The sequence below is a fragment of the Dolichospermum compactum NIES-806 genome, from assembly GCF_002368115.1.
GTDB lineage: Bacteria > Cyanobacteriota > Cyanobacteriia > Cyanobacteriales > Nostocaceae > Dolichospermum > Dolichospermum compactum.
This window is the reverse complement of record NZ_AP018316.1, coordinates 2,611,718-2,638,449: the sequence shown is the minus strand read 5'-3', so window position 1 is coordinate 2,638,449 and position 26,732 is coordinate 2,611,718. Positions and strand designations below refer to the sequence as shown.

Sequence of the window (26,732 nt, the reverse complement as noted above, 5' to 3'; positions counted from 1 at the left end):
AATCAAAAATGAATCGAATTTTTTGGATTACCGCCTTAATTGCCTTTATTAATTCCCTGAGTTTTACAATTCTCATCCCCATAATTTATCTTTATGGTAAACAATTTGGTTTAAATGATTTCCAAACCAGTTTATTATTCTCAACATATTCTATTGCTCAGTTTTTCGCCACTCCTGTAATTGGTAAACTCTCCGACAGATTTGGACGAAAACCATTATTAATAATCAGTTTAGCAGGAACAGTAATTGCTAATACTATAGCGGGAACTGCCACAACAGCAACATTACTATTTTTCGCCAGATTTTTAGATGGTATCACAGGAGGAAATGCTTCAGTTGCCCAAGCTGTGATTTCTGATGTTACCGAGCAAAAAAATCGCGCTCAGGCATTTGGGATTTATGGTGCAGCAATGGGATTAGGCTTTATCCTTGGACCAGCAATCAGTTTATTAGCTCAACAAATTTCTTTAGGAACGGCATTTTTAATTTCTGGTACAGTTGCGATGATAGCCGTATTAATGACAATCTTCTTATTACCAGAAACCTTACAAAATAAATCTCCAAGAGCTACGAATATCTTTGATTTAGGGTTAGAAAATTTAATTAAAGGATTTGCCATGCCAGGAATTGGCATTTTATTATTCATTAACTTTTGCACCGGAACAACATTTACCATGTTCACCTATGCCTTTCAACCATACTTTATCCAAGTTTTACATCAAAATAATAAATCTTTAACACTCTTATTTTTAGTTTTTGGCACATTAGGAGTAATCATGCAAACTTGGGGAGTATCCGTCCTCAGTCGTAAATTTAATGTTGTCAAGATATTATTTTTAGGCTTATTTGTTCGCAGTTTATCATTTTTGTTAATGCCTGTTTGGCCTAGCATCAATTACTTTATTGTAGTTAGCATTCTATTTGCGCTTTTTAATGCCCTAGTCCAACCCATGATCAGTACATTGATTTCTCTCAATGCTCGACCACAAGATCAGGGAACTGTATTAGGATTAAACGCATCCTATTTAAGTATTTCCAACGGTATTGGTCCAGTGATTGCGGGGATGATAGTTCACCAATCCCAACCTATCACTTATGGCTATCCTTTGTATCTAGCAGGAGGTTTAACATTTTTGGTTTTAACCTTAGCCATAGGTACGCGCAAAAGATATAGCACGGCTATTTAAGCGTTAAATTATACTATTGACAATATTGACAGTTAGTACACATTGTCAATATTGTTACTTTCGTGTAATATAGATCATTGTTTGTAAAATTACTATTTTGCAACAACTTTTCTCAGTCATGAATTCAACATTACCCAATAACTACGCCAGGCAAAAATATGTTGTTTTTTTTCAAGTTGATTGATTACTTGTTAGCCGCAGTTGCCATAACATCAGGTTTGATTATTTATTTTGATTCTAGTAATCAACAATATGTAACTGCTGCTTCCGTTGCCTTAACTATTGCCATTGGTTTATTTCTTTTCAATAGACAATCGGTAAATAATGCTAAAAAGGAATCACAAAAAACTGAGCTTTCCAGAAAAGCTGAACTCTATACATCTCTATTAAGCAATGGTACTACATTGGACTATAATACAGTTTTGCCGGCACGAGCTAAAGCTTTAGAATATTCGCAAGAGTTGATTGACGACTATAAAAGTTCTCGAAATCTTGCCAGAACTCTTTACTATGTTTTGCAAATTTCTACCGTTATTTTGTCAGGTGTAACACCAATTTTAGTGTTGGTGGATAAGTTAGAAGCAGGACAAAGTTGGTTAAAATGGTTGCCTGTTATTTGCCCAGCCGTTGCTTCCATTGTTGCTAGTATCGTTACCTCATTTCCTTTTGAGAAAAATTGGATGGCTGCTAACAAAGCCGTTGAATTATTAGAAGCTGAACAGGAAAAGTTTATTTTGGGAATTAGCCCAGCCTATCGTTGTTATGATATTTCAGAAGAAGGTAAACAACAACAAAGAGTAAGTCAGTCCATAGAACTATTTATTAATCAAGTGAATAATATTCACCTGCAACTAGTTCAACCAAACAGTGATTCAGAACAGGGAACTCAAGAAAAACAAGAGTCACCACAATCTGAAGAATCAACTACAGAACAAAAAGTAGCTGCATAGTTTTGGTGTAATCACCAATTTAGGGGCGCAGGACATATCAATTTCTGGGCGCAAGCCCTGCGCCCCTACGGAATTTCTGAATGATCAAAAATGTCAGTTATCCCTGACATTACGGTTTATGGTAAAAAAATAGTTAGAATAGTGTAGACGCTCTTTTCTAGAGAGTCAACCTAATCGTGATTCTGATTAATTGCAACTTTTTATGAATTTAAATAGCCCGTCTGCCAATTCTTCCGATACATATTCCCAGCGTTTGGCAGACATCGTGGGAACACTGATTGCTCTGATCACTCTCACTTTACCAGTATTTATCATTGCCCACTATTCTTCTGTTAATCTTGAAAAGAGTCAACCATCCTTAACTTACAATCTATCTATTCGTGGAGATTAAAATATACAGCAGAATTTAAGACTTAAAGCAGAGGATGAGGGGCAGGGAGTTTTTTTCTCTGCCTTTTTTGCGGATCATTTGTGAAATTCACGAGTATCTTAGCAGGAATGTTGAGGAAGAGATCCACAATGTCTTAAGATCTTACACTGGGAGCGAAAATGGCTGCTACCGCTGATTCACTTTTAGTAAAGGAGTTTTATTGTGGATTTATCTTTGATTCCCGCCCAACCAAAGCCAGGTGTAATTAATGTCCTGATTGAAATTGCTGGTGGAAGTAAAAATAAATACGAATACGATAAGGATTTACAAGCGTTTGCCCTAGATCGGGTTCTTTATTCTTCAGTGAAGTATCCTTATGATTATGGTTTTATCCCCAATACCTTGGCTGATGATGGCGATCCGTTAGATGGTATGGTGATCATGGATGAGCCAACATTTCCCGGTTGCGTTATTGCCGCTAGACCGGTTGGTTATTTGGAAATGATTGATGGTGGCGATCGCGATGAAAAAATTCTTTGTGTTCCCGATAAAGATCCGCGCTACGCTCATGTAAAGTCCCTTAAAGACATAGCCCCTCATAAACTGGAAGAAATTGCCGAATTTTTCCGTAGTTATAAAAATTTGGAAAAAAAGGTAACACAAATTCTCGGTTGGCAGGATGTTGATAAGGTAGCCCCCTTAGTAGCAAAGTTCGTTCAAGCAGCTAAAGCTAAAGCATAATAGATTGTGGGTGATGGTAATCTGAATTACCTATTACCCACTAAGCCAATAATTGTGGAATAATCAGTAACAACCTACTGATCTGATTCCCGAATCTCTCACTGGTTGCAAAAAAAATTTAAAATCAAATGCAGCGCACTCTCTTATCAGCAAAAATTCATAACTGTACACTCACAGCGGCAAATATTAATTATGTGGGCAGTATCAGCATTGACGAGGTTCTCTTGGCAAAAGCTGGTATATTCCCTTACGAGCAAGTACAAGTAGTGAATATTGCTAATGGCGAGCGTTTTATTACTTATGCCATATCGGCTCCAGCTAATTCAGGAGCTATTGAATTGAATGGAGCAGCGGCACGTTTAGGCGTAGTTGGCGATCGCTTGATTATAATGGCTTACGGGCAGTTTACTATGGAAGAGTTAAAATGTTACTCTCCTACTGTTGTCATTGTGGGTGAAAAAAACCAGTTATTAGAAGTGCGACATTATGATGATCTGCTTAGTAAGCGGATTAATTAGGAATAGTAGGAATCACCGAGTCAGGAGTTAGAAGAAAGAATGGGTTATGAATTTAACCCAGCAACATTTTGATTTGGTGCAGTTTAGCACCTAATAAACCACTGGTAATTAATTCGGCGGCTTTGTCTATACCAGCTTGCATATCTAGACAAATCCCACTGCGCCATAGGTAAAAACCACCATTCCAGAGGGCTGTTTGCATTAATTCATTGGCTTTTCCCGTCAAAACCCCTTGCATATCTTGAATGAGTTCTTCTGTAGTAGTTAGAGGAACATTTTTAGTGATAAAGCCATATTCACGGGGTACAAGTTGTAGCCGGGTTAATACTTCTGGATTTGATGAAGATAAACCGATAATGGCTGTGCGATCGTGTGGTAAGTCACAACTACCTTCTAAACCCTTGACGAAAGTATATTTTGTCACCCCACGTAACCCCAAAGCCTCCTGAAACATTGCTTCCGTCGGTGGATGAACAAAACCGGCAATAATATGAGCTTCCCCTGCATAAGGACACCAAATTAACTCCACTGTTGCTAACGGTGGACGTTTCCCCAATTGATCACGATATTCCCACAAAGTTTGATTTAAAGGAAAATGTTTGGGTGTGTAAATAAAACCAATTCCTGTTTCTTCAAAAATCCGCTGGGTTTGTTCCAGTGATAAACTAGTCCAATCTATTCCTAAACCTTGCCAAATCTGGATTAAAGGCAAACCATATTTGGTGGGTAAGCGATCGCCCCCGTGCATAATTACAGGTTGTCCCACCGCAGCTAATAACAAAGCCGTAATGATATTAATGGGTGCAGTGCGAGTTCTACCATCATAGGGTATACCTAAGACAATCACAGGTTGGGCTATTGCCGACAATTTGGGGCCAAGTTCATGGTAAGTATCTAACATCCCGGCTAACTCTTCACCGGTAGGACGTTTAATCCGATGAGCAATTAAAAACGCGCCAATTTGTGCTGGTGTCGCTTCAGCTAATAACATCATTTTTGTGGCAGTAGCTGCTTCACCACGGGTTAAATTATCGGATGTGTGACTTCCACTACCTACTTTTTGGATAAATTCTCGAAATTTATGAGTCATTTGTTAGTTGTCAGTTGTCAGTGGAAAAAGGCAATAGTTTATATTTTTAATTTTTAATTTCAGGAATATTATCCTTGACAAGCTGCCAAAAATATTGTATTGGAGGAATGTGGAGACGATCTTGAGTTGTTACCATGACTACCTGACGAGTCAGGGGGGAATTATTACCTAAATTACTATTTTCGCGTAGAGGACGAACTGCCAGGGTGGGATCATATCTAGCTTCCATAAGTGCTGACTGGGGAAGTAAGGCAATGAGTTCTCCTTGACGAACTACTCCCCGAAAGGCATCTAGGGTGTTTACTTCCAAAACTGCTTTCAGTTTAGTTTTCATCTGTTCAAATTTATCTTGAATCAGACGTTGCATTCCATAACCATCCTTAAATACTACTTGAGGATAACAAATTAACTCTAACCAGGGGATAGATTCATATTCAGCTAGGGGATGATTGGCTGCGGTAAGGACTTCTATAGGTTCTTCGTATAGGAATTCTATCGCCATTTCTTTGCCTGTGATCAGAAAACGATTGTGCATGACAATTGCTAAATCTACTAAACCATCTTTGAGGACTTTCAGAGAGCGATCGCTTCCTAATGATGTCACTCGCAATTGGACTTCTGGATAATGATGACAAAACTTTTGTAATACTGGTGGTAAGTAAGAAGCACATACTGAATGTATCGCTGCAATACATAGTTCTGGTTGCTTTCCTCCGATTAGATCTGTTAATTCCTGTGTAGCCAAATCCCATTCCTGGCAGATTTTATGTACACGAGGAAGTAACCGTTCACCTCCTAAAGTTAATTTGGCATGAGAGGTTCTATGAAATAGTTCTATCCCTAAATCTGCTTCTAATGCCTGAATTTGCCTACTAATGGTTGATTGAGTCACACCACATTGTTTCGCTGCTTGTTGAAAGCTGCCAGTTTGAACAATCGCCAAAAAGGCTTGCAACTGCTCTAGACGCATTTTGATTTAACCTAAGTATAAAATTATAGCTCTTATTAATTTAACGGGTTATCTGTATAATTTTAATTTAATTTAATTAGTTGTCCAGTATTTAATTTACATAATCACATTAGCAAAAATACTTGCGAATACTGAATTGATGTGTTGTATAGTAATTGATACAGCAGGAAACAGGGAATTGGTCATTGGTAAATATCTTCTCCCCCCCCTGCCTCTTTCCTCCTGCTATATGAGATTCTTTAGAGGATCAAGTAGCTTGAACTAAGACAGAACCACTCTCAATTTTAGCTTGGTAAGTTTTCAGCGGTTCTTTAGTGGGTCCGTCTTGTGCCTTGCCATCACGCGCAAATTTTGCCCCATGACAGGGACAAACAAATTTACTTTCTTTGGCTTTCCAGGCGATCGTACAACCTTGATGAGTACAAGTTGGATTAACAGCAATCAAACTTTTAGCGGTTTTAGATGTGCCAACTACCAATACTGCGCCAATTGGAGAATTTTCTACCAATAGTTCACCAGTTTTGTCTAATTGTGCCACCGTACCTACCTTTTCCCAGCCTTTAGTAGCAGCATTAGATCCAGGATTAGCTGATGTACTGGTTTCGGGAGAACAGGCTGCAATTGCGACAGGTAAGGAACTAGCTAAACAACCTAATCCCACCCAATTTATAAATTCACGACGTTTCATATTTGCTGGTAGTCAGGATGTAATTTTTTATCTATTATCACTGCTAAAGGTTGATCATGTCATTGTTTAGCTATAATCCCCTTGCTATAACCAAGGGAAAGCTAAAAAATAAATTATCCAATTTTGTGGGATGGGCATCCTGCCCGTCCTTGATGATTAGCGGGCTTTTCGTCCCGCACCACAAGAAATTTTTGGGTATTTTTTTAATTGGAAGTCCCTAAGTAGGTGAACGGAAAAAACCAAAATATGTAACGAAAAGTAAATTTGCCCAAAACCTCTTTTGGAGTTCCCTTGCTATAACGACAATTTTTAACGCCAACCTACTTATATATACACAAAGCCAGTTTTACTCCTGACTCCTGAATTCTACTGTAGTAATTCTCCATTATCAAAAATGGTTATCATCAAATTCATCTATGGATGAAGATGTCGTTCTATAGTTAATATCAGAATTATCTATTTCATGCCTTTTTTATGTGATTAAATCAACCTAAAATTACGGAAATCATAGTCGAAAATAACTGTTATCATCAATCAAGCAATATATATTAATAACTTGTCACAAAATTAAGTCCAGACTATAAATTTTTACTTATATGTCTAATCTAATATTTATTTAATAACTACCTTGCCAAGTTGATCCATTTCCCGGAAAAACCTGTAAACTGATTTTAATTGGTTCAGAGGTTGTTTTCCATCTTACCCAAAAACCCAAGGTAATTAAACTTTGTCCCCATAGAGAAATCAGCCTTTTCACATTAAAAGGCAATTTTTTTAGTGCATTAGCAAGAAATTATTATGAGATTGCCTTAATTTTGATGTCTAATGTATGACTAAAAAATATGCTTCAAAACATAAATTTGTAAATCCAGGAGATGTATTATGTCTGAATTTCTTAACCAGGTTTCTCGCCGTAAGTTTATTGTCACTGCTGGAGTTTCAGCCAGTGCAGTATTACTCAAAGGTTGTTTAGGAAGTCCACCAGAAGCAGGTAACACGGGTGGTACATCCACACAAACGGCTACTCAACCAACAGCTAATATTAGTGCAGAACAAAAACCAGAAACGGCAAAAGCCAAATTAGGATTTATCCCCATTATTGAATCTGCACCATTAATTATTGCCCAAGAAAAAGGCTTTTTTGCTAAACATGGGATGACCAATGTAGAACTTTCTAAACAAGCATCTTGGGGTTCAGCAAGAGATAACGTAGAAATTGGTTCTGGTGGTGGTGGTATTGATGGTGGTCAATGGCAAATGCCCATGCCACACTTAATTACAGAAGGTAAAATTACTAAGGGTAATAAACCAATACCCATGTATGTTCTTGCCCAGTTAGTTACTCATGGTAATGCAATTGCGATCGCCAACAAACATCTAGGGAAAGGTATTAGCTTAAAACTCGATGCGGCAAAACCATTATTTGCCCAAATGAAATCTTCCACACCTTTTACCGCAGCTTTCACATTCCCCAACGTTAACCAAGATTTGTGGATTCGCTACTGGTTATCAGCAAGTGGAATTGACCCAGATACAGATGTCAAATTATTAACAGTTCCAGCGGCGCAAACTGTCGCCAACATGAAAACCGGGACAATGGATGCTTTCAGCACTGGCGACCCCTGGCCATTTCGTCTGGTTAACGACAAAATCGGCTTCATGGCGGCACTAACAGCCGAAATTTGGAAAAATCACCCCGAAGAATATTTTGCCATGAGAGGCGATTGGGTTGACCAAAATCCCAAAGCTACAAAAGCCCTATTAAAAGGTGTTATGGAAGCCCAACAGTGGTTAGATAACTTTGATAACCGCAAAGAAGCAGCAGAAATTCTCACCGCTAAAAAGTATTTTGGCTTATCTTCCCCAGCAGTTTTAGCTGACCCATACCAAGGTAAATATGACATGGGTGATGGTCGTAAAATAGACGATAAATCAATGGCTGCTTATTACTGGAAAGATGCTAAAGGCAGCGTTTCCTATCCTTACCAAAGTCATGATTTATGGTTCATCACCGAAAATGTGCGTTGGGGGTTCTTACCCAAGGATTACATTAGCAATGGTGCAGCTAAAGCTAAAGAATTAATCAAAAAAGTGAACCGCGAAGATATTTGGAAAGAAGCAGCTAAAGAATTAGGAATACCTGCTGCTGACATTCCCACTAGTACATCTCGTGGAGTTGAAGAGTTTTTTGATGGAGTCAAATTCGACCCTGAGAAACCAGAAGAATATCTCAAGAGTTTAAAAATTAAAAAAGTAGGTGTTTAATCAATAGACCTGTCCGAAAATGTAGAGACACAGAACGTCTCTATAATAATTTTAAAGAAAGCGTACTTAATTTCCACAAAATACCCATTAACCATTCATAAATTTGAGGAAAAATTCATGACCATAGCTCAAAAACGTTCGACAACTCCTAAATTTGATAATAGCTTTTTATCTAGTTTACAAAAACAATTTCCTGAACTTATACCTCCGGCGATCGCATTACTTATTTTCCTAACTATTTGGCAACTATTTTCTTGGACTCCAGGGGCAACATTACCCGGACCAATCCAAGTTATTCAAGACACTTGGATCTTGATTCTGTATCCCTTCTATGACAAAGGAGGCACTGATAAAGGACTTTTTTGGCAAATCTGGGCTAGTCTCCAACGGGTTGCTATTAGCTATACACTAGCGGCAATTGTCGGTATTGCCTTGGGTGTTTTGATTGGTGTCAACAAAACCATGTCAAAAGCTTTAGATCCTTTATTCCAGTTATTAAGAACAGTACCTCCTTTAGCTTGGGTTCCTATTTCTCTAGCAGCATTACGCCAAAACGAACCAGCCGCATTATTCGTAATTTTCATCACCGCAATTTGGCCGATTCTCATTAACACTGCGGTGGGTGTAACTCAAATTCCTCAAGACTATAACAACGTTGCTAAAGTTCTACAACTTTCTAAAAAAGAGTATTTCTTTAATATCTTAATTCCTTCAGCATTACCCTACATTTTTACAGGTTTAAGAATTGCTATTGGTTTGGCTTGGTTAGCGATTATTGCGGCAGAAATCGTGATGTCCGGTATTGTTGGTATCGGCTTTTTTATCTGGGATGCTTATCAAAATAACAACGTTAGTGAAGTAATTTTGGCACTAGTTTATATCGGTGTTGTTGGTTTAATCCTAGATAAACTCATGGCTGCATTACAAAACTGGATTTTACCAAGTGAACAGAAATAGCTATTAGTCATTAGTCAGTGGTCATTAGTCAATAGCGAAGAAATAACAACTGACAACTGACAACTGACAACTGACAACTAACCAATCACCAATCACCAATCACCAAAATTATGTCTATATTTGTTGGCGTTGAGCAAATTGATAAAGTTTTTGAATTAACAGGTGGCGGTCAATATATTGCCCTCAAAGGTATTGATCTCCAAATAAAAAAAGGCGAATTTGTTTCCCTTATCGGTCACTCTGGTTGCGGAAAATCCACACTTTTAAATATGATCGCCGGTTTGGATTTACCAACAGAAGGATTAGTAACTCTAGAAGGACAAAGAATTAAAAAACCAGGACCAGATAGAATGGTCGTATTTCAAAACTATTCGCTTTTACCTTGGCGAACAGTCAGAGAAAATATCGCCTTAGCGGTAGATTCAGTATTAAATGGAATGCCAGCGGCAGAACGCAAAGCGATTATTGACAGACACATAGATATGGTAGGTTTACGTCCCCATGCTGATAAACAACCAGGGATGTTATCTGGTGGACAAAAACAACGGGTAGCTATAGCCCGCGCCTTAGCAATTCGTCCTAAACTATTACTATTAGACGAACCCTTCGGTGCATTAGATGCCCTAACTCGCGGTAATTTGCAAGAACAATTAATGCAAATCTGCGAAGAAAACGAAGTTACCGCCGTCATGGTGACACACGACGTAGACGAAGCCGTATTGTTATCTGACAGAATAGTTATGTTAACCAACGGACCAGAATCAAAAATTGGCGACATTTTAGAAGTAGATATTCCCAGACCGCGTAAACGCATGGAAGTAGTAAAACATCCCAGTTACTACACCTTGCGAAGTGAAATGATTTACTTCCTCAACCAACAAAAACGCATCAAAAAAATTCGGGCCAGAAAAACTGCTGCGGTGGTTCGTCATGGTTTAGAAAAAGTTAATTTAGAAATTGGCTTCTTACCCATTACAGCTTGCGCCCCCCTGGCTATTGCTAAAGAAAAAGGCTTTTTCATCAAACATGGCTTAGATGAAGTTAATTTAGTCCGGGAAAGCAGTTGGCGGGGAATTGTAGACGGGATGACGGGGGGATATTTAGATGCGGCACAAATGCCCTCTGGTATGCCAATGTGGTTAAGTTTGGGAGGCAATAAAAACGAACCCTTACCCGTTGTCACAGCCCTAACAATGACCCGCAACGGTAACGCCATCACCTTAGCAAAACGTTTTTATGAAGAAGGTGTACATAGCTTATCCGACTTCAAAAAATACCTCCTAAAAACCCGCGAACAAACACACAGAATGGGCGTAGTCCATCCCGCATCAATGCACAATTTACTCCTGCGTTATTGGTTAGCCGCAGGAGGAATTGATCCTGATATTGACGTAGACATGAAAAATATTCCTCCTGCCCAAATGGTAGTAGATTTAAAAGGTGGAACTATTGACGGTTATTGTGTAGGTGAACCTTGGAATTATCGCGCAGCAGTTGAAGGTTCAGGCTTTACAATTGCCACAGATTTAGAAGTTTGGTTAGGACACCCCGGTAAAGTTTTAGGCGTGCGAGAAGATTGGGCAGAAACTTATCCAAATACCCATATTGCCTTAACCAAAGCCTTATTAGAAGCTTGCAAATATTGTGCAGATCCTGCCAACGCCCAAGAAATTCGCCAAATTTTAGCAAGTCGGGATTATGTCAGCACAGATATTGAATATATCCAACTGGAAAACCCCAGTAGTGATAGTTGTGACTTAGATCATCCGATGCGGGAATATGCCCATCACCAATTTTATTCCGAGTCTGCCATTAACCGCCCCAGTCGGACAGAACAAATTTGGATTATGACTCAATTAGCACGGTGGGGTGATACTCCCTTCCCCAGAAATTGGGTAGAAATCGTCGAACGAGTGTGTCGAGTCCGTGTTTTCAGTACAGCAGCCAGAGAACTAGGCTTAGATATCAGTTACACCCGTCAACCCATTCAATTATTTGATGGTAAACCCTTCAACGCCGACGACCCCATTAGCTATCTTAACGACCTAGAAATCAAACGCGACTTCTCCATAGCCGAAGTCATTCTAGATTCCCCCCGAAAAACCGCAGCTTAAAGGGGGGATAAATCTTGTGGGGTGGACATCCTGTCTGCCCAAAAATATAAAAGACGGGCAAGATGCCCATCCCACAAAACTAATAAAATCATCCTTTCTTCCTTTGCGTCTTTGCTTCTTAGCGTCTTTGCGCGAAACCTCCTACCAATTACCAAACAATGCAAAACCGTAACTTAATATCTACCAACACAACCACAATCAGCCGTCAGCCTTTCCTAGAAATTAAAGACGTTTGTAAAGTTTATCCCACCAAAAATGGACCATTTACCGTTCTTGATGGTGTTAACCTCAACGTTGAACAAGGGGAATTTCTTTGCGTTATCGGTCACTCTGGTTGCGGTAAATCAACTTTATTAAACATGGTTTCTGGTTTCAACTTTCCGACAACTGGACAAGTTTTATTAGAAGGACAACCTATTACAAAACCAGGTCCAGATAGAATGGTCGTATTTCAAAACTACGCCTTACTACCTTGGAGAACAGCATTTGAAAATATTTATTTAGCTGTAAATGCAGTTTATCCAACTAAGCCAGAAGCAGAAAAACGTTCTATTGTTAGAGAACATTTAGCAATGGTGGGTTTAGCCGACGCAATGGAAAAGAAACCTATGCAAATGTCTGGAGGAATGAGACAGCGGGTTTCTATTGCCCGTGCTTTGGCTATTCGTCCCAAAGTGCTGATTTTAGATGAACCTTTTGGGGCGTTGGATGCGATCACTAAGGAAGAGTTACAGGAGGAGTTGCTGAAAATCTGGAATGATAATCGTTGTACAGTTTTGATGATTACCCATGATATTGATGAGGCTTTATTTTTGGCTGACAAGTTGGTAATGATGACTAATGGCCCTCATGCCAAAATAGGGGAAGTGATGGAAATTCCCTTTGCAAGACCACGGGATAGAGCGAGAATTATGGAAGATCCTCAATATTATCAACTGCGGAATTATGCGTTAGATTTCTTGTTTAATCGTTTCGCTCATGATGATGTCGGTTAAAGTAAAAAGGCGGCGAATTAAGTTTCGCCTCTTGTCTATTTTCTCAGGAATCAATAATGGTTTTCATAGAGAAAAACTTATACATTAATGAATACGGCCAATTTTTGGGTTACATATAAGCAAAAACTTATATAATGTATATGTTATTTATAATATTTTTTTAATAATTCATGTTTTTGGGTTAATTTTTGCGACCTAAAGGCTGTATGCTGTTTTTAATCAAACAGTTGATCCCTGGGTTTCAAAAAAACTAAAAGCGGATATATTTTTTTACATGATTGTGTTTCAGGGTAACTAGGGTTTCTCCTTGAGTAGTACCTTAGCTCATAATTTATGTAAATTGTCAACCGTAATCATCAACCGGCAAGATATTTTATACTTGCTGTTTTTTGCACTGAGGACACAGTTAAGCACTACTTAAGGAGCATTTACAAATGTACTTTGACAAACAAATTTTCATAAAACTTAAATGTTGAACTGAAAGATTTAGATCAGCATTGATAAATGCTCTAACGCAAACAGCGTTGTGTAAATTGCATCGGCAGAAATTAGCTAACACTCATATTTTCAACTAACTAATAAACTAGGTAACTGAAATAATTGTTACCAAAGTTTATTATTACCAAATTTTCATGGTTGCATAATTAGCAACCAGGTTTTTGGCGGATGAAAATAGTTTTTTTCTGTAGCTAAATGCTCTTAACTGTACTTCATCTTCAACTATTGTAATACTCCTCTTTAGAGGAGAAACAAGGAGGTATTCGTGGATTTTGTATCCTTATTTATCACGGACTTTATTGCCCAGTTGCAGTCCCCAACATTGGCCTTTTTGATTGGTGGAATGATTATTGCCGCCCTTGGTAGTGAATTGGTAATTCCAGAGTCAATTTGTACGATCATCGTCTTCATGTTACTCACCAAAATCGGTCTAACCGGTGGAATTGCGATCCGTAACTCCAACCTAGCGGACATGGTTTTACCCGCATTGTTTGCTGTAGTCACAGGTATTGCGGTTGTATTCATCGCCCGCTATACATTGGCCAAGCTGCCAAAGGTCAAAGTCGTTGATGCGATCGCAACTGGGGGGTTGTTTGGTGCGGTGAGTGGTTCTACCATGGCCGCCGGACTGACGGTACTAGAAGAACAAAAAATTCCATTTGAAGCATGGACTGGTGCACTCTATCCCTTTATGGATATCCCCGCGCTCGTAACTGCGATTGTGGTAGCTAATATTTACCTCAACAAGAAGAAGCTTAAAGAATCACCCGAACTTGCGATGGAAGAGTCTTTGAGTAAGCAGCCCGTTGCGGCTGGTGATTATCCCAGCACCAGGCAGGAGTATCTCAGCCAGCAGAAAGATCCTGATGATAATCGGGTCAAGATATGGCCGATCATTGAGGAAAGCCTCCGGGGTCCTGCCTTATCGGCAATGTTATTAGGAATGGCTCTGGGACTGTTCACCCGTCCGGAAACTGTCTATAAAAGCTTCTACGATCCCGCCTTTCGCGGCTTGCTTTCAATCTTGATGCTGGTGATGGGTATGGAGGCTTGGTCAAGAGTGGGTGAACTGCGTAAGGTTGCCCAATGGTACGTCGTTTATAGTGTGTTAGCACCATTTATACATGGTTTAATTGCCTTCGGACTAGGTATGATTGCCCACTATACAATGAATTTCAGCATGGGCGGTGTCGTGGTACTGGCTGTCATCGCTTCCTCTAGTTCAGACATCTCCGGTCCTCCTACATTGCGAGCAGGTATCCCTTCGGCTAATCCATCGGCATATATAGGCGCGTCTACAGCCATTGGTACGCCAATTGCGATCGGTTTGTGTATACCCTTCTTTATCGGACTTGCCCAGGCGATCGGCGGCAAGTAATCCCAGACCAGTCGCGGTCTGTCGGCTCTCCCTTGACCCCGCAGACGGAGTAGATTAATATACTTGATTTAAGGAGGTAAGCAATATGTCCAAGAAAGCTAACAAGCTCGTCATCGTCACGGAAAAGATTCTGATGAAAAAGGTCGCCAAGATCATTGATGAATGCGGGGCAACCGGTTATACGGTCGTGGATACTGGCGGTAAAGGCAGTCGTAACGTGCGCTCTACAGGTAAACCCAACACTGCTGACACCGATTCAAATGTAAAGTTCGAGGTACTTACCGAAAATCGGGAGATGGCCGAGAAGATTGCGGATCAGGTCGCAATCAAGTTTTTCACCGATTATGCGGGCATTATCTATATCTGTGAAGCAGAGGTACTGTACGGAAGACATTTCTGTGGACCAGACGGCTGTTGAGTTGAAACGACACAGACCTAAAACCCACATTCCGCACCCTAAACTGTCACACAACGAAAATTGGTCGTTTGGGGATTTGGGATTGGCGAACTGCTTGCAGCAGTGCTTCGCTATCGCTACCTAAAATTTAGACCATTTTGTATCAAAATTATCCTTACAGGTCTTCAAAAATCCGATAGCGGAGCGTGGCGTTAGCCATAATTACCGATTGTGACACTGGGGGGGTGCGGAATGTGGGGTGTAACGGTTGGATTAAGCAACAACGCAACCCACTCAAAGCAGTTACCAAAAAATACTTGACAAATACCACCAATTATAATTAACATCTAATTAGATGCTAATTAAACTTGCGGTCATGATCAATCTTAGTAAAGATATACATTCCCTCACCGAATTTAAGCGTAACACTACTGAATTTCTACAACAGATTAAAAAAACAAAACACCCCTTAGTTCTCACTGTCAACGGAAAAGCCGAGTTAGTTGTTCAAGATGCAGAATCTTATCAAGAACTATTAGATGCTGCTGAGTTAGTAGAAACCTTAAAAGGTATTAAACTTGGCTTAGAACAAATGCAGAAAGGTGAAGGAAAAAAAGCCGAAGATTTCTTTAATGAATTGTTTAATAAATTAGACAGTTCCCAATGAATGATAAATATCAAATCATTATCCAACCAGAAGCACAGAAAGCAATAGAAAACGCTTATTTCTGGTTTAGTAATATTTCTCACCAAAAGGCTAGAACATGGTTAGAAGGATTATATAAATCTATTTTATCACTAGAAAAAATGCCTTCTCGTTGTTCTCTAGCATTTGAAAATGAATTTTTTGATCAAGAAATACGACAACTTATATATGGAAAGGGAAGAAACGCCTATCGAATTATTTTTACAATTATTGATGATAATGTTCAAATTATTTTTGTGCGACACACGGCTCAAAAACCAATGAGAGACGAAGAATCAGAATAACTAATGTAGGTTGGGTTAAGCAACAGCGCAACCCAAAAACAGCTTTAATTATCAAGTTTAATAATGTTGGGTTTCCTTATAACTAGTGTAAGTTAGGTTAAGCAACAGCGTAACCCAACAACAACTTTAATCATCAGGTTTAATAATGTTGGGTTTCCTTGCGTCAACCCAACCTACTGAAGCAATGCTATCACTAAAATCAAAGATTAGGCATGAACCATTAAGTATTGTCCATTACCGTTGTATTCACCATCGCAACTGGCGAAATTAGCACCTAACCAAATTAAATAAAATCTCCAGATGCGACGAAATTTAGCATAGTCAATACCGTAGTCCAAATCTTTGACTATTGCCTGAGAATTATCAAAGTTTTTTAACCAACTGGCAAAAGTTCGGGAATAATTAGAACCATTAAGATACCATTGGTCAATAGTTTTCAGGTCTTGATTGTGGCTGGTAATTGCGTCATATTTCCAGTAACGACCATGAGGAAAAATGTATTTGTGAGTGAAAACACTGGATATGTTATTGGGGGTACGGACTGTGATAATATGAATAAAAACTTTGCCGTTATCCTTGAGAAAAGATGCCAGTTTTCGGAAAGCCTTTGTTAAATTACCTACATGACAAAAAACGCCAATTGAGAGAATTTTGTCAAATTTTGTTTCAAATTGGGCATCGTTTAAATCTCCTTCGTAGAGAGTAAAACGACCGGAACTAAGGTAACTTTCAGGATCTTGCATTTTCTGACGCATATATTCACATTGGTGGTGACTCAAGTTAATTCCTGTGAATTTGACATGGGGAAATTTGGCAAGAATATAATTAGCTACACAGCCCCAACCACAGCCAAAATCTAAAATATGATCACCATCTTTGATGTCTAATTTGTCAATGACATCATCAATCATTTGCATTTGTGATTGTTCGAGATTGGTTGCTCCTTTTTCCCACAATCCCATGCTATATTTAGGATAAATAAGTTTTCCATCACCTAACATGGTATTCAGCATAGCTTGAGGTAAGTCGTACTGAATCTTCATTAATTCCTGGGAACCTTCGGCGGTATGGTCTGTTTCTGTTAATACCCATTCATAGGGTGCAAGCAGGGATGGAAAATACTTAAAAAAGATAGGCATACAACTATCAAAAAGCGATCGCAACACAGCATCCGGTACTTCTAATCCATTGATATAAGACTCGGCTATTGCCATTTGCACTGCATTAACTGTACTAACTGCAAGACGGGTTGCTTTGTAAGCAATTGGACTTTTAGTATGCACATCTCCCACTAGAGGAAGATGTTTTTCAATGTTTTGTAAAATCGTTGATGAACTCATGTTGATCTTGGGTTGCAAAACTGCCGCTATTCTAGATCAATAAAATCAAGTCAAAATATTATTAAATAATAGATATTTCTTTAGATAGAAATGAGGAGAAAAAAGGAATAAATAATGATTACTATAGCAGTTATCTTTCTTTAGGATGCAATAAAATAGAGGGCGGGGAAACCCCTATAAGCTTGACGACTGCTATATAGGATTACTATTTGATTTATGAACAAAATTAAGTATTATCAGGTGCGGATGGCACTTCGCTATGAGATTAAATCCGTAACGCAGGACTAGCAAGGGTTTAGTGTGTTACGCTGTCGCTAACATAGCTTACGGATCTTTTCAATAATCAAACTGGATTCCGATAAAACCATATTACTGTATTCTATAATCAGTTAAGTCTCAACCTTTTGATCATCCTGCACTGAGATTTTTAATAAATGGATGTAAATAATGCCATATACAAACTACAAAAGGTAGCTAAAATGAGTCTCCGCGCACTATTGTTAGTAAATAGTAATTCTCGTCAAGGACAAGAACGTTACCAAGAAGCGATAAATTGTTTAAATCAATTGGGTTTAGAGATAATTACAGAATCTACAGAACATCCAAATCAATTAGGTGATCTGATTCGGCGTTATCAACAAGAAATAAATTTGGTAATTGTGGGTGGTGGGGATGGTACACTGAATGCTGCTATTGAGGCGATAGTCGAGACTCAATTACCTTTGGGGATTTTACCATTAGGAACTGCTAACGACTTAGCAAGGACTTTAGGAATTCCTAACTCTTTAACGGAAGCGTGTCAAATTATTGCTTCTGGAAAGTTACGCAGGATTGATTTAGGTTGTGTAAATGGTAAATATTTTTTTAATGTGGCTAGTTTGGGGTTAAGTGTAAAAATTACTCAACAATTAACTAAGGAAATTAAACGGCGTTGGGGTATATTTGCTTACGCGGCAATTGCATTGCAAGTAATTTGGAGATCTCGCCCTTTTAGTGCAGAAATTCGTATGAATGATGAATCAATTTATGTTAAAACTGTGCAAATTGCTGTAGGTAATGGTCGCTATTATGGTGGTGGTATGGCTGTAGTTCACGATGCAGCTATAGATGATCAAAGGCTGGATCTTTATAGTTTAGAAATTGATCATTGGTGGCAAATTCTGCCTTTGCTGCCGGCTATGCGTCAAGGACGACATATTCATTCGCCAAATGTTCGCGCCCTTGAAGGGCAGGAAATTACAGTATACACTCGCAGACCCCATTCTATTAATACAGATGGAGAAATCACAACTCATACTCCGGCTGTGTTTCGGGTTGTTCCTCAAGCGATCGCTGTTTTAGCTCCCTAACTATCATCTTAAACTATGATTTACCTGATTTATTTGATGACATCTTGACTATATATTTATGTAATTAAACAGCAGGTTGCCAGTAACCAAGGTAAAAAATGAAAATCAAAACTCCTATCTGTCAATAAGCAAGTATCTAGCGGTTTTCACTCCTGAATTTTGCTGTATCATAAAGAATCACAAAAATCATTAAAATCATAATTATGAATTTACGCTTTTCTCAAGAAATTAAATCTCTTCTAGAACGTTTAAGTGAACAGCCGCTAACTTTAGGTGATATTCTGACAGAAACTTCTGAACGGGGTTTTAGCTTGGTAATCACCTTACTAGTATTACCTTTTTTATTCCCCATGCCTCCAGGCTTGAGTAGTCCTTTAGGTGGTGCTTGTTTATTATTATCATTGCAAATGGTTTTAGGAAGAAGAACACCTTGGCTACCCAAAAAAATTGCTAATTATAAATTTCCCAACGCTTTCGCTAAAATCATCTTACAAAATCTACGTCGCGTCACTAGGGTATTAGAAAAAATTGCCCGTCCCCGATTACAAACAGTCGCTAATCATGCTTGGATTTGGCGATTTAATGGGCTGTGCATCTCTTGGTTAACAATATTATTAATTTCCCCCATTCCTTTTACCAATCCTATTCCGACTGTGGGAATTTTACTGTTAGCAGTTGCCACCATTGAATCGGATGGTTTGTTAATGTGTATTAGCTATATTGCTACTCTCTTGATTACTTTACTATTCGGTTTTATAGGTTATGCCCTATGGTTAGCCCCCAATTTGCTGCCCGCTATTTTCAAATAAAAGTTTTGACATTTCCTCTGATAAGTTGCTAGAATAGAAATCCCAAAGCCAAGAAAAACCCCCAGCTAAAAGCCGAGGGTAATAGTTTAATTAAGGTGCATCTACTATTTAAGTATCCATCTCTTGTATTACTCCATCCGGATAGTTTGGGTGGAACTTTGATTTTTTTATGCTACTAAAATACCACGTCCCCAAATCCCCGACTTCTTCAAGAAGCCGGGAATATAATATCTAATTCTCTTGTAAATTATACCATCCGTACCAATGTAGCACAGCCAACCAAGTGGCTGATAGTAACCCAGCAATACTCAAAGTTAAGCCACTAAAAGGAATTAATAACCCAAAGACAGGTACAACAACTCCAGAGATTGTACAAATAATTGCGGCTAAAGAAACACGACGATTTGCGCCTAAACCATAACTTAAAGCTAATAAAATTAATGCAATTGTCAACCAAGCTAATTCAGTATTAATTATCCGTGATAGATAGGTTAGTGTTAATAAACAAGCAAAGAAAATACCTCCAGCAATGACGACATTTTTCAACGTCATGGGTAGGGATAAGTACAGCAGCAATATCCACCATAAAAACAAAGCTGGTGCTAACAATAATAACCGGGGAATAATACCAGTTTTGCCAATAGGTTTAGTGCTAGTAAAGACACCAAAAGGGTTTTTTACAGACACATTTTCGGCAAAAGTCCAAGTAAATTGGATACTTTTGCCATCAACTTTAATATTATCAGGAGTAATCCCACTGGCAAAGTCAGCATTATTAAAATTAGCGATCGCCACTAGACGGAATTGCGAAAGTAACTGATTTGTGGCACTATAAACCCAGCGGGGACCACCATCGGCTTTATAGGTAACTTTAAAAGTAGTTTCTTGTCCTGGTTCTAAGCGGAAAGGAAAACTATAATTATCGTTATTTGTTTGTTTTAGTCTTGTCCCATCCCGTTCTACTTTGTAATCACGCAATATTGAAGAACCATTAGGTGGTGGTATTTCCAAGAAAAAACTATTAATATCACTCAGTTGGTTAATAACTTTGTAATTAGCTGTATAGTCTGTTTGATAAATAGAACTACGATTTTGGACATCCACACTTTGATTAATTTTAACTTGAATTTCTGAACTGGCTAAAGCAAGGTAACGAGTAACTTTTTGTTTGTCGTTAACTTTAACTATCTTACCATTAACTTGGGTAGTATAAACATAAGGTTCTTCAGTAATGTAGCGAATTTGGGGAGAAACTTGTTCGAGTTTATCACCTGCTACAGTAGCCGCAACTTGGGAGACTTTTGCCTGTTCCCAATAATGGTAACGATTGCTTAAGGTTGAACATAGAAAAAAGCCAGTTACTAACAAAATTAAGATTAAAGCTAAATGCTGTAATCCTTGTAATAATTGGAAGTAACGAATTGACCATTGACCAAAAAAAACCGCTTGTTCAGTCGAATATCTTCGCCCAGAAAAACTAATTAAGGCCATTGCCACTCCCAAGGCTATAATTAAAAAAAATAATAATAGCGAACTTTGGAGTAATTGAGTACCAAATTGCAGTAATTCCTGGGGATGTGTTAAATCAGGTAAACCGGGAATACCTTTAGCGTCAACAGACATAAATAGATATTTGGGTAGTTTTTACACTCTGACAGATTTAATACCACAAAAGTTGCTAGTTAGATAGTTTATTCTGGTAATAGGTAGTGGGTAATTGGTAATAAGTAATTATCCCCATGCCCCCTCCATTCTGTTCTCTATTTTCGGAAATAATATTAAGATATGGCGATCGCTATTGATTTTGGCACAAGTAACACAGTTATCACTCGTTGGAATCCTGTCACTCAACAAGCAGAAACCCTAAATCTGCCCGGTTTATCAGCGCAACAATTCCTCAACCCACCACTAATACCCAGCTTAGTTTATGTAGAAAATGCCAGTGCGGAGACAATTATAGCTGGACAACAGGTATGCGATCGCGGTTTAGATATAAAAACCGATCAAAGATTTTTCCGTAACTTTAAACGTGGAATCGGTGCAGATATCCAGGGTTTTTTACCAGAACTGGATGGTAAAAATATTACCTTTGAACAAGTAGGAAAATGGTTTTTAAGCCAGGTAATTGCCGAATTAGCCATCCTGGAAGGGAAAATAGATTCTTTAGTTTTGACTGCACCTGTAGACAGCTTTGAAGCCTATCGTTACTGGTTAGGGAAAGTTTGTCAATCACTACCAGTCGAACAAATACGAATGTTAGATGAACCTACTGCTGCGGCTTTGGGGTATGGTTTAGCAGATCAAGGAACTCTCTTGGTTGTTGACTTTGGTGGAGGAACGTTAGATTTATCTTTAGTCAGCTTAGATCAGGGAAAACAAGCTAAAACCAAACCTTTAGGATTTCTCCTGAAATGGGGTGATAAAACTCTAGGTGAAGATTCTAAACAAAAGACTAAAACAGCCCGTGTATTAGCCAAAGCAGGGCAAAATCTCGGCGGAACTGATATTGATAATTGGATAGTAGATTATTTTGCCAAAACCCAAGGCTTACCAGTTAGTTCTCTTACAGCACGACTCGCGGAACGAGTGAAAATTCAGTTATCTACCTGCGATAAAGCTAGTGAAGTTTATTTTAACGATCAAACTTTTGAAAGTTATGAAATGGATCTTGATCTTTACACCTTTGAAAATATTTTGAAAGAAAACGGATTTTTCGATAAGCTGCATGATTCAATGATGACATTATTACAGCAAGGGCGACGCTATGGGATTGAAATTGATGATATTAATGCAGTATTATTAGTTGGTGGAACTGTACAATTACCAGTGGTGCAGACATGGATAGAACAATATTTTGAACCCGAAAAAATCCGTCGTCAATTACCTTTTGAAGCGATCGCGCATGGTGCATTACAAATCACCCAAGGCATAGAAATCAAAGACTATCTTTATCATAGCTATGGTGTGCGTTATTGGGATCGCCGTAATCAAAGTCATAGTTGGCATCCTATCATTAAAACCGGACAACCTTACCCGATGATTCAACCCGTAGAATTAGTTTTAGGTGCTTCCGTAGACAATCAACCCAGCATTGAGTTAATTATCGGGGAATTAGGCGCAGAAACAGGCACAACAGAGATATACTTTGATGGCGATCGCTTAATTACTCGTCAACTGGATACTCGTGTAACTACTGTTAAACCCCTCAATGATAGTGTAAATGCCAGTAAAATCGCCAAACTCAAACCTCCAGGATTTCCCGGCAGCGATCGCATTAAAATCTATTTTCAAGTAGATGAACAACGGTTTTTAAGAGTTACAGTTGAAGACTTATTAACCAACAACACCTTAGTAGAAAATCAACTGGTGGCACAATTGAGTTGAGGATATGGTAAGCGCCAAGGCAGTTAGGACATCAATTAACGGTCAGACTCTTGCTAACAAAAGGTTTTTCTCCTGACTCCTGACTCCTGACTCCTGACTCCTGACTCCTGACTCCTGACTCCTGACTCCTGACTCCTCCTATAACTCATTTTTAGTCAGCTTTTTGGATATCCAGCTAATAATACCACTAAGTAATGCACCGCCCATCAATATACCAATAGCAGGGTTAAATACTGGTATCCACAGTTGGTGCCACAAATCTAATCCCAGGTTAATTCCAGAAGCATCACCAATCACGGCTATCACAAGCCACCCAAAACCAAAAATTACGAGGAAAACATCAGCAACTAATATGAGATTGAGCCAGTTTAATAATTTGTCTTTCATTTTGATTGGTCAGTTGTCAGTTGTCAGTTGTTCGTTGACTATTCCCTATTCCCTATTCCCTATTCCCTATTCCCTATTCCCTATTCCCTATTCCCTATTCCCTGTTCCCTATTCCCTATTCCCTATTCCCTATTCCCTATTCCCTGTTCCCTATTCCCTGTCACCTGTCACCTGTCACCTGTCACCTGTCACTTGTCACCTATTCCCTATTCTTCAAATAACCATTTTTTAACTTTGGCTAAATTTTTCCAATCAGGTTTTCTGGTTAAACCATCTTCAATGCTATTTTTAACTTCTTCTTGCCATTCTTCATTGACAAATATCAATTGTTGTGCTACATCAATGTGTTCCCGTAAACCTTTCTGACCTGTTTCTAGCATAGCTAAAGCTAGATTAATTCTTCCTTGTGGGTCTTGGGGATTGAGTTTCACGGCTTTATTAGCAGCGTTGAAAGCTAATTTACCTTTGTTATCAAGGAGATATAACCAAGCTAAACAAATCCAGGCTGAACTAGCTTTAGGAGAGCGATCGCATACCTCTTTAAATACAGGAATCAAAGATTCTACAGATTCTCCAGCTTTATAACGTTCTAAACCTGTATCAAATAGGGAATCAATTGTATTAGTCATTTCTTCTTTGTCAGTTGTCAGTTGTCATTTGTTCTTTGTCAGTTGTCAGTTGTGAATCAGGGGTTTTCGCGTCAAGCTTAATAATTTATGGTAAAAATTGCTTCTCTGTATTCCTGATGCAAACAAATATTCTAACTTCTGACTCGGTGAATCCTCACAATATTATCAGAAATTAGGCTGATAACCCCGGAATTGACACCTAAAATCCCAAAAGTTTTTAGGTGTTAATGTCTTTTAAGCCGGGGATGTACGCTGTCAAACGCCGAAAGACTTACCGCAACCGCAAGTTTGAGCGGCATTGGGGTTAGTGAATTGGAAACCACCACCAATCATGGCATCACTATAATCGAGCATTAAGCCGTAAAGGTAAAGTAGACTTTTGCGATCGCTAATAATTTTGAAGCCATCGTAATCGAAAACCTCATCATCAGGGGTAATCTTGCTGACATCCTCAAAATCCATCATGTAAGACATTCCCGAACAACCACCTTGTCTGACTCCCACCCGCAAGCATAAATCTTGCCCTTGCTTATCTTGAAGAGACTTAACCTGACGCAATGCCGCGTCAGATAACAGAATTCCCCGTTGTTGAGTTTGAGTCGCTTGGGTCATAAATTTTTAACTCCTGAACTAGTTTTATCAATATCCCAGCAGGCATTCTTGTACCTCTGAGTTGCTATGAATGTTTTTGTATTTATTTTAGCGACATTACGACGGCAAAAAAGCATAAGAAGATGGGAAGATAGAAAGATAGGAGAAAATTTTAGAATAATCCCTTCTCTATCAAGTGTTGTTCCTTTGTCAGCAACCTGAGATTTTTATCCTAGAATTGAGGGGTTAGGTGTGTTGAAAGATTAACCATTCCCGAAATTCCCATTCTCAATCGCTTTGTTTTGATTCACTTACTCTATGACAAGTTTTAATCGCTCTACCAGTCGCCGGTTGCAGAAATTAACCCAGATTCCTTCTGTATGGGAGGGCGATCGCCGTCCATTGTCATCACCACACACCCCATTTACAGATCCAGACACCAAAGGAGACTGCATTCTTTGGGTAGATGCCTCAGAAGGCATTGTTAGAGGTATGGACATGATAGACCCCGCCCTGGGTCCCGAAGCCATTGTGCGTACCCTCATGCGGGCAATAGAACATCCCCAAAGCCCAGCTAAACCCGGTAGACCACAAAGAATAGTGGTGCGCGATCGGGAAATTCAATTTTACCTGCGCGGAGTCTTGCAGGATTTAGACATTGCCATCGACTACGTACCGGAATTACCGATAATTGACGAACTATTTCGCTCCTTTGCCGAAGTCATTGATAGCCAAACTCCCGACTTACCCCCCAAATACGCCAAACTCCTCCATGATAAAGCCTTAGAAGTCTGGCAAGCTGCCCCTTGGAGATTTCTAGAAGAACAGCAAATTTTATCCATAGAAATCAATCAATGGGACGTAGAAAAACTCTATGCATCCGTCATGGGAATGTTGGGCATTGAATATGGAATTTTGTTTTATCGTTCGGAAGATTCCCTCAAACGGTTTCGGGCTGCTGTTTTAGCTGACGAAGATGAACTAAATCAAGATTTAGAAGAAGCCTTCCTTAAACAAGACTGTCTATTTCTCACCTTTGACTCCCTGCACGACAACGAAGATGATGATTTGGGTAATTTGGCACAAATGCCCCTGTCCGAAATTCAACCTACCTTCGGCAATATTCACCCCCTAGAAGGGTTACGTTCCGTTTTGTATGAAGAAGAAGCACTACTCACTTTTGTTGCCGTAGAAAGTTTATTGCGGTTTCTCCGTGACCACCATCGGCAATTATATGACGAAGATTTTCTTACCCTGAGCCAACGTTATCGAATTTCCCTACCAGAACCCGGCAACAATCGCAAATCCTTAACTGTCATCGTTTCTACCATGCCAGAATTGACAGCAGAACTAGAGGAAATGGCTGGTTTTGATTTAGATGACGAAGATGAAGACGACGAAGATGATTCCATATTTGAAGCCTTAAGAGACGATTTAATCCCAGAGGATGCTTTCATGAGTTTGGGTGTCTTACCCTGGGAAACATTAAATCACCTGCGTCAAGCACCTAATTACCAAGCAGCAGGGGAATTTGAACCAGCCGGTGATGGTTTACCTGTGATTGTCATTCAAACCTCCCGTCCTAAAGCTAAAGGAATTATTGAAAATATTCAAGCCGCTGGAGGATTAAACGCCATCTGCTTTTACACCGTCACAGATCCAGTAGATGATGATCTATACGATTTAGGTTTATTACAAACGCATAACAGTGAATTATTTTTGTTTGGGCAATTTTTAGATGACGACCCAGTGCATATAGAAGCCAAGCGAAAATGGCATCAACGGTGTCAAAATACTAAAGGACATTGTGGGTTAATTATTGCCAAAGGATTAACTGGAGCTTCTCGTGGTAATCCCCAGTTAAGAGATATGATGGCTTTATTAGAAGCTCATGTACTTTCCTCGGAAGAATTAAGCTTGGAAACGGTTGACTAAATCAATAGATATACCTAGAATTTATAAATTAAATTACAGGATATCTATAACAATCCAATCTTGTTCTTGTAAGATTATCCTGATCTATTTTCTTCCCTGTTCCCTATTTACACATTGATAGGTCGAATCAATGACACTCAGGCTAAAATTACCAGGAGTTTCCAGTATTCAAGCAAGGTTATCGCCAAATTTATTTGGGT

The 26,732-nt window shown here is 39.0% G+C and carries 27 protein-coding genes; 18 read left to right on the top strand and 9 right to left on the bottom strand.

Features of this window, described 5'->3' with window-relative positions; all coding sequences use genetic code 11:
• The 5 genes from CA730_RS12590 to panD all read left to right on the top strand — a co-directional run.
• Positions 1–1,187 (top strand): MFS transporter (locus CA730_RS12590; protein WP_231939820.1); only part of this gene is annotated, 1,187 nt, incomplete at its 5' end.
• Positions 1,188–1,345: 158 nt separating this feature from the next.
• Positions 1,346–2,137 carry a DUF4231 domain-containing protein gene (locus CA730_RS12585; RefSeq protein WP_096667712.1) on the top strand — a complete coding sequence of 264 codons (792 nt, stop codon included), beginning with the start codon at positions 1,346–1,348 and terminating at the stop codon, positions 2,135–2,137.
• Positions 2,138–2,339: 202 nt separating this feature from the next.
• Positions 2,340–2,528 (top strand): hypothetical protein, encoded by a 189-nt coding sequence (locus CA730_RS12580; RefSeq protein WP_096667710.1) that lies wholly within the window; start codon positions 2,340–2,342, stop codon positions 2,526–2,528.
• Between the two features lie 201 nt (positions 2,529–2,729).
• Positions 2,730–3,248, top strand: coding sequence for an inorganic diphosphatase (locus CA730_RS12575; protein WP_096667708.1), 519 nt, complete (start codon positions 2,730–2,732; stop codon positions 3,246–3,248).
• 128 nt (positions 3,249–3,376) lie between these two features.
• Positions 3,377–3,766, top strand: a complete 390-nt coding sequence (panD, locus tag CA730_RS12570; RefSeq protein WP_096667706.1) for an aspartate 1-decarboxylase — start codon at positions 3,377–3,379, stop codon at positions 3,764–3,766.
• A gap of 52 nt (positions 3,767–3,818) precedes the next feature.
• Here panD and CA730_RS12565 read toward each other — a convergent pair whose 3' ends face one another.
• The 4 genes from CA730_RS12565 to CA730_RS24365 all read right to left on the bottom strand — a co-directional run bounded on the left by CA730_RS12565 (position 3,819) and on the right by CA730_RS24365 (position 7,283).
• Complete coding sequence (locus CA730_RS12565; protein ID WP_096667704.1) at positions 3,819–4,856, bottom strand: anthranilate phosphoribosyltransferase family protein; 1,038 nt, start codon at positions 4,854–4,856, stop codon at positions 3,819–3,821.
• A gap of 46 nt (positions 4,857–4,902) precedes the next feature.
• Entirely contained in the window at positions 4,903–5,826 is a 924-nt protein-coding gene (locus CA730_RS12560) for a LysR family transcriptional regulator (RefSeq protein ID WP_096667702.1), read from the bottom strand.
• 247 nt (positions 5,827–6,073) lie between these two features.
• Entirely contained in the window at positions 6,074–6,514 is a 441-nt protein-coding gene (locus CA730_RS12555; RefSeq protein WP_096667700.1) for a QcrA and Rieske domain-containing protein, read from the bottom strand.
• Between the two features lie 616 nt (positions 6,515–7,130).
• Positions 7,131–7,283, bottom strand: a complete 153-nt coding sequence (locus CA730_RS24365; RefSeq protein WP_157749964.1) for a hypothetical protein — start codon at positions 7,281–7,283, stop codon at positions 7,131–7,133.
• Between the two features lie 113 nt (positions 7,284–7,396).
• Here CA730_RS24365 and CA730_RS12550 point away from each other — a divergent pair, with 113 nt between their 5' ends.
• From CA730_RS12550 to CA730_RS12515, 9 genes are all read left to right on the top strand, one after another.
• Positions 7,397–8,779, top strand: a complete 1,383-nt coding sequence (locus CA730_RS12550; protein WP_096667698.1) for a CmpA/NrtA family ABC transporter substrate-binding protein — start codon at positions 7,397–7,399, stop codon at positions 8,777–8,779.
• A gap of 117 nt (positions 8,780–8,896) precedes the next feature.
• A complete protein-coding gene (gene ntrB, locus CA730_RS12545; RefSeq protein WP_096667696.1) occupies positions 8,897–9,736 on the top strand; it encodes a nitrate ABC transporter permease in 840 nt (279 codons plus the stop codon).
• Between the two features lie 110 nt (positions 9,737–9,846).
• Positions 9,847–11,850 (top strand): ABC transporter ATP-binding/substrate-binding protein, encoded by a 2,004-nt coding sequence (locus CA730_RS12540; protein ID WP_096667694.1) that lies wholly within the window; start codon positions 9,847–9,849, stop codon positions 11,848–11,850.
• 158 nt (positions 11,851–12,008) lie between these two features.
• Positions 12,009–12,845 (top strand): nitrate ABC transporter ATP-binding protein, encoded by an 837-nt coding sequence (locus CA730_RS12535; protein ID WP_096667692.1) that lies wholly within the window; start codon positions 12,009–12,011, stop codon positions 12,843–12,845.
• 763 nt (positions 12,846–13,608) lie between these two features.
• Positions 13,609–14,721, top strand: a complete 1,113-nt coding sequence (locus tag CA730_RS12530) for a sodium-dependent bicarbonate transport family permease (RefSeq protein WP_096667690.1) — start codon at positions 13,609–13,611, stop codon at positions 14,719–14,721.
• 85 nt (positions 14,722–14,806) lie between these two features.
• Positions 14,807–15,139: a P-II family nitrogen regulator gene (locus tag CA730_RS12525; protein WP_096667688.1), complete on the top strand. Its 333-nt coding sequence runs from the start codon at positions 14,807–14,809 to the stop codon at positions 15,137–15,139.
• Between the two features lie 185 nt (positions 15,140–15,324).
• Positions 15,325–15,462 carry a hypothetical protein gene (locus CA730_RS25615; protein ID WP_157749963.1) on the top strand — a complete coding sequence of 46 codons (138 nt, stop codon included), beginning with the start codon at positions 15,325–15,327 and terminating at the stop codon, positions 15,460–15,462.
• A gap of 11 nt (positions 15,463–15,473) precedes the next feature.
• A complete protein-coding gene (locus CA730_RS12520) occupies positions 15,474–15,785 on the top strand; it encodes a type II toxin-antitoxin system Phd/YefM family antitoxin (protein WP_197705440.1) in 312 nt (103 codons plus the stop codon).
• The gene (locus CA730_RS12515; RefSeq protein ID WP_096667686.1) at positions 15,782–16,108 is read left to right on the top strand and encodes a type II toxin-antitoxin system RelE/ParE family toxin; all 327 of its coding nucleotides are present in this window, start codon (positions 15,782–15,784) and stop codon (positions 16,106–16,108) included. Before CA730_RS12520 ends, CA730_RS12515 begins: the two co-directional genes overlap by 4 nt.
• A gap of 206 nt (positions 16,109–16,314) precedes the next feature.
• Here the strand turns inward: CA730_RS12515 and CA730_RS12510 are convergent, their stop codons facing one another.
• The gene (locus tag CA730_RS12510; RefSeq protein ID WP_096667684.1) at positions 16,315–17,448 is read right to left on the bottom strand and encodes an SAM-dependent methyltransferase; all 1,134 of its coding nucleotides are present in this window, start codon (positions 17,446–17,448) and stop codon (positions 16,315–16,317) included.
• 479 nt (positions 17,449–17,927) lie between these two features.
• Between CA730_RS12510 and CA730_RS12505 the strand changes: the two genes are divergently transcribed.
• Positions 17,928–18,797 carry a lipid kinase gene (locus CA730_RS12505; protein ID WP_096671489.1) on the top strand — a complete coding sequence of 290 codons (870 nt, stop codon included), beginning with the start codon at positions 17,928–17,930 and terminating at the stop codon, positions 18,795–18,797.
• A gap of 203 nt (positions 18,798–19,000) precedes the next feature.
• Complete coding sequence (locus tag CA730_RS12500) at positions 19,001–19,606, top strand: exopolysaccharide biosynthesis protein (protein WP_096667682.1); 606 nt, start codon at positions 19,001–19,003, stop codon at positions 19,604–19,606.
• Between the two features lie 231 nt (positions 19,607–19,837).
• Here CA730_RS12500 and CA730_RS12495 read toward each other — a convergent pair whose 3' ends face one another.
• Positions 19,838–21,229 (bottom strand): hypothetical protein, encoded by a 1,392-nt coding sequence (locus CA730_RS12495; RefSeq protein WP_096667680.1) that lies wholly within the window; start codon positions 21,227–21,229, stop codon positions 19,838–19,840.
• A gap of 162 nt (positions 21,230–21,391) precedes the next feature.
• Here CA730_RS12495 and CA730_RS12490 point away from each other — a divergent pair, with 162 nt between their 5' ends.
• Positions 21,392–22,990, top strand: a complete 1,599-nt coding sequence (locus tag CA730_RS12490) for an Hsp70 family protein (protein ID WP_096667678.1) — start codon at positions 21,392–21,394, stop codon at positions 22,988–22,990.
• A 138-nt stretch (positions 22,991–23,128) separates the two neighbouring features.
• On the opposite strand, the gene CA730_RS12485 is transcribed toward CA730_RS12490, so the two are convergent.
• The 3 genes from CA730_RS12485 to CA730_RS12475 all read right to left on the bottom strand — a co-directional run bounded on the left by CA730_RS12485 (position 23,129) and on the right by CA730_RS12475 (position 24,618).
• On the bottom strand, positions 23,129–23,377 hold the full coding sequence (locus CA730_RS12485; RefSeq protein WP_096667676.1) for a hypothetical protein: 249 nt from the start codon (positions 23,375–23,377) through the stop codon (positions 23,129–23,131).
• 206 nt (positions 23,378–23,583) lie between these two features.
• Positions 23,584–24,006, bottom strand: a complete 423-nt coding sequence (locus tag CA730_RS12480; RefSeq protein ID WP_027403630.1) for a tetratricopeptide repeat protein — start codon at positions 24,004–24,006, stop codon at positions 23,584–23,586.
• A 255-nt stretch (positions 24,007–24,261) separates the two neighbouring features.
• Positions 24,262–24,618 carry an iron-sulfur cluster assembly accessory protein gene (locus CA730_RS12475; protein ID WP_096667674.1) on the bottom strand — a complete coding sequence of 119 codons (357 nt, stop codon included), beginning with the start codon at positions 24,616–24,618 and terminating at the stop codon, positions 24,262–24,264.
• A 297-nt stretch (positions 24,619–24,915) separates the two neighbouring features.
• Between CA730_RS12475 and CA730_RS12470 the strand changes: the two genes are divergently transcribed.
• The gene (locus CA730_RS12470) at positions 24,916–26,532 is read left to right on the top strand and encodes a DUF6930 domain-containing protein (RefSeq protein WP_096667672.1); all 1,617 of its coding nucleotides are present in this window, start codon (positions 24,916–24,918) and stop codon (positions 26,530–26,532) included.
• Positions 26,533–26,732 lie beyond the last annotated feature (200 nt).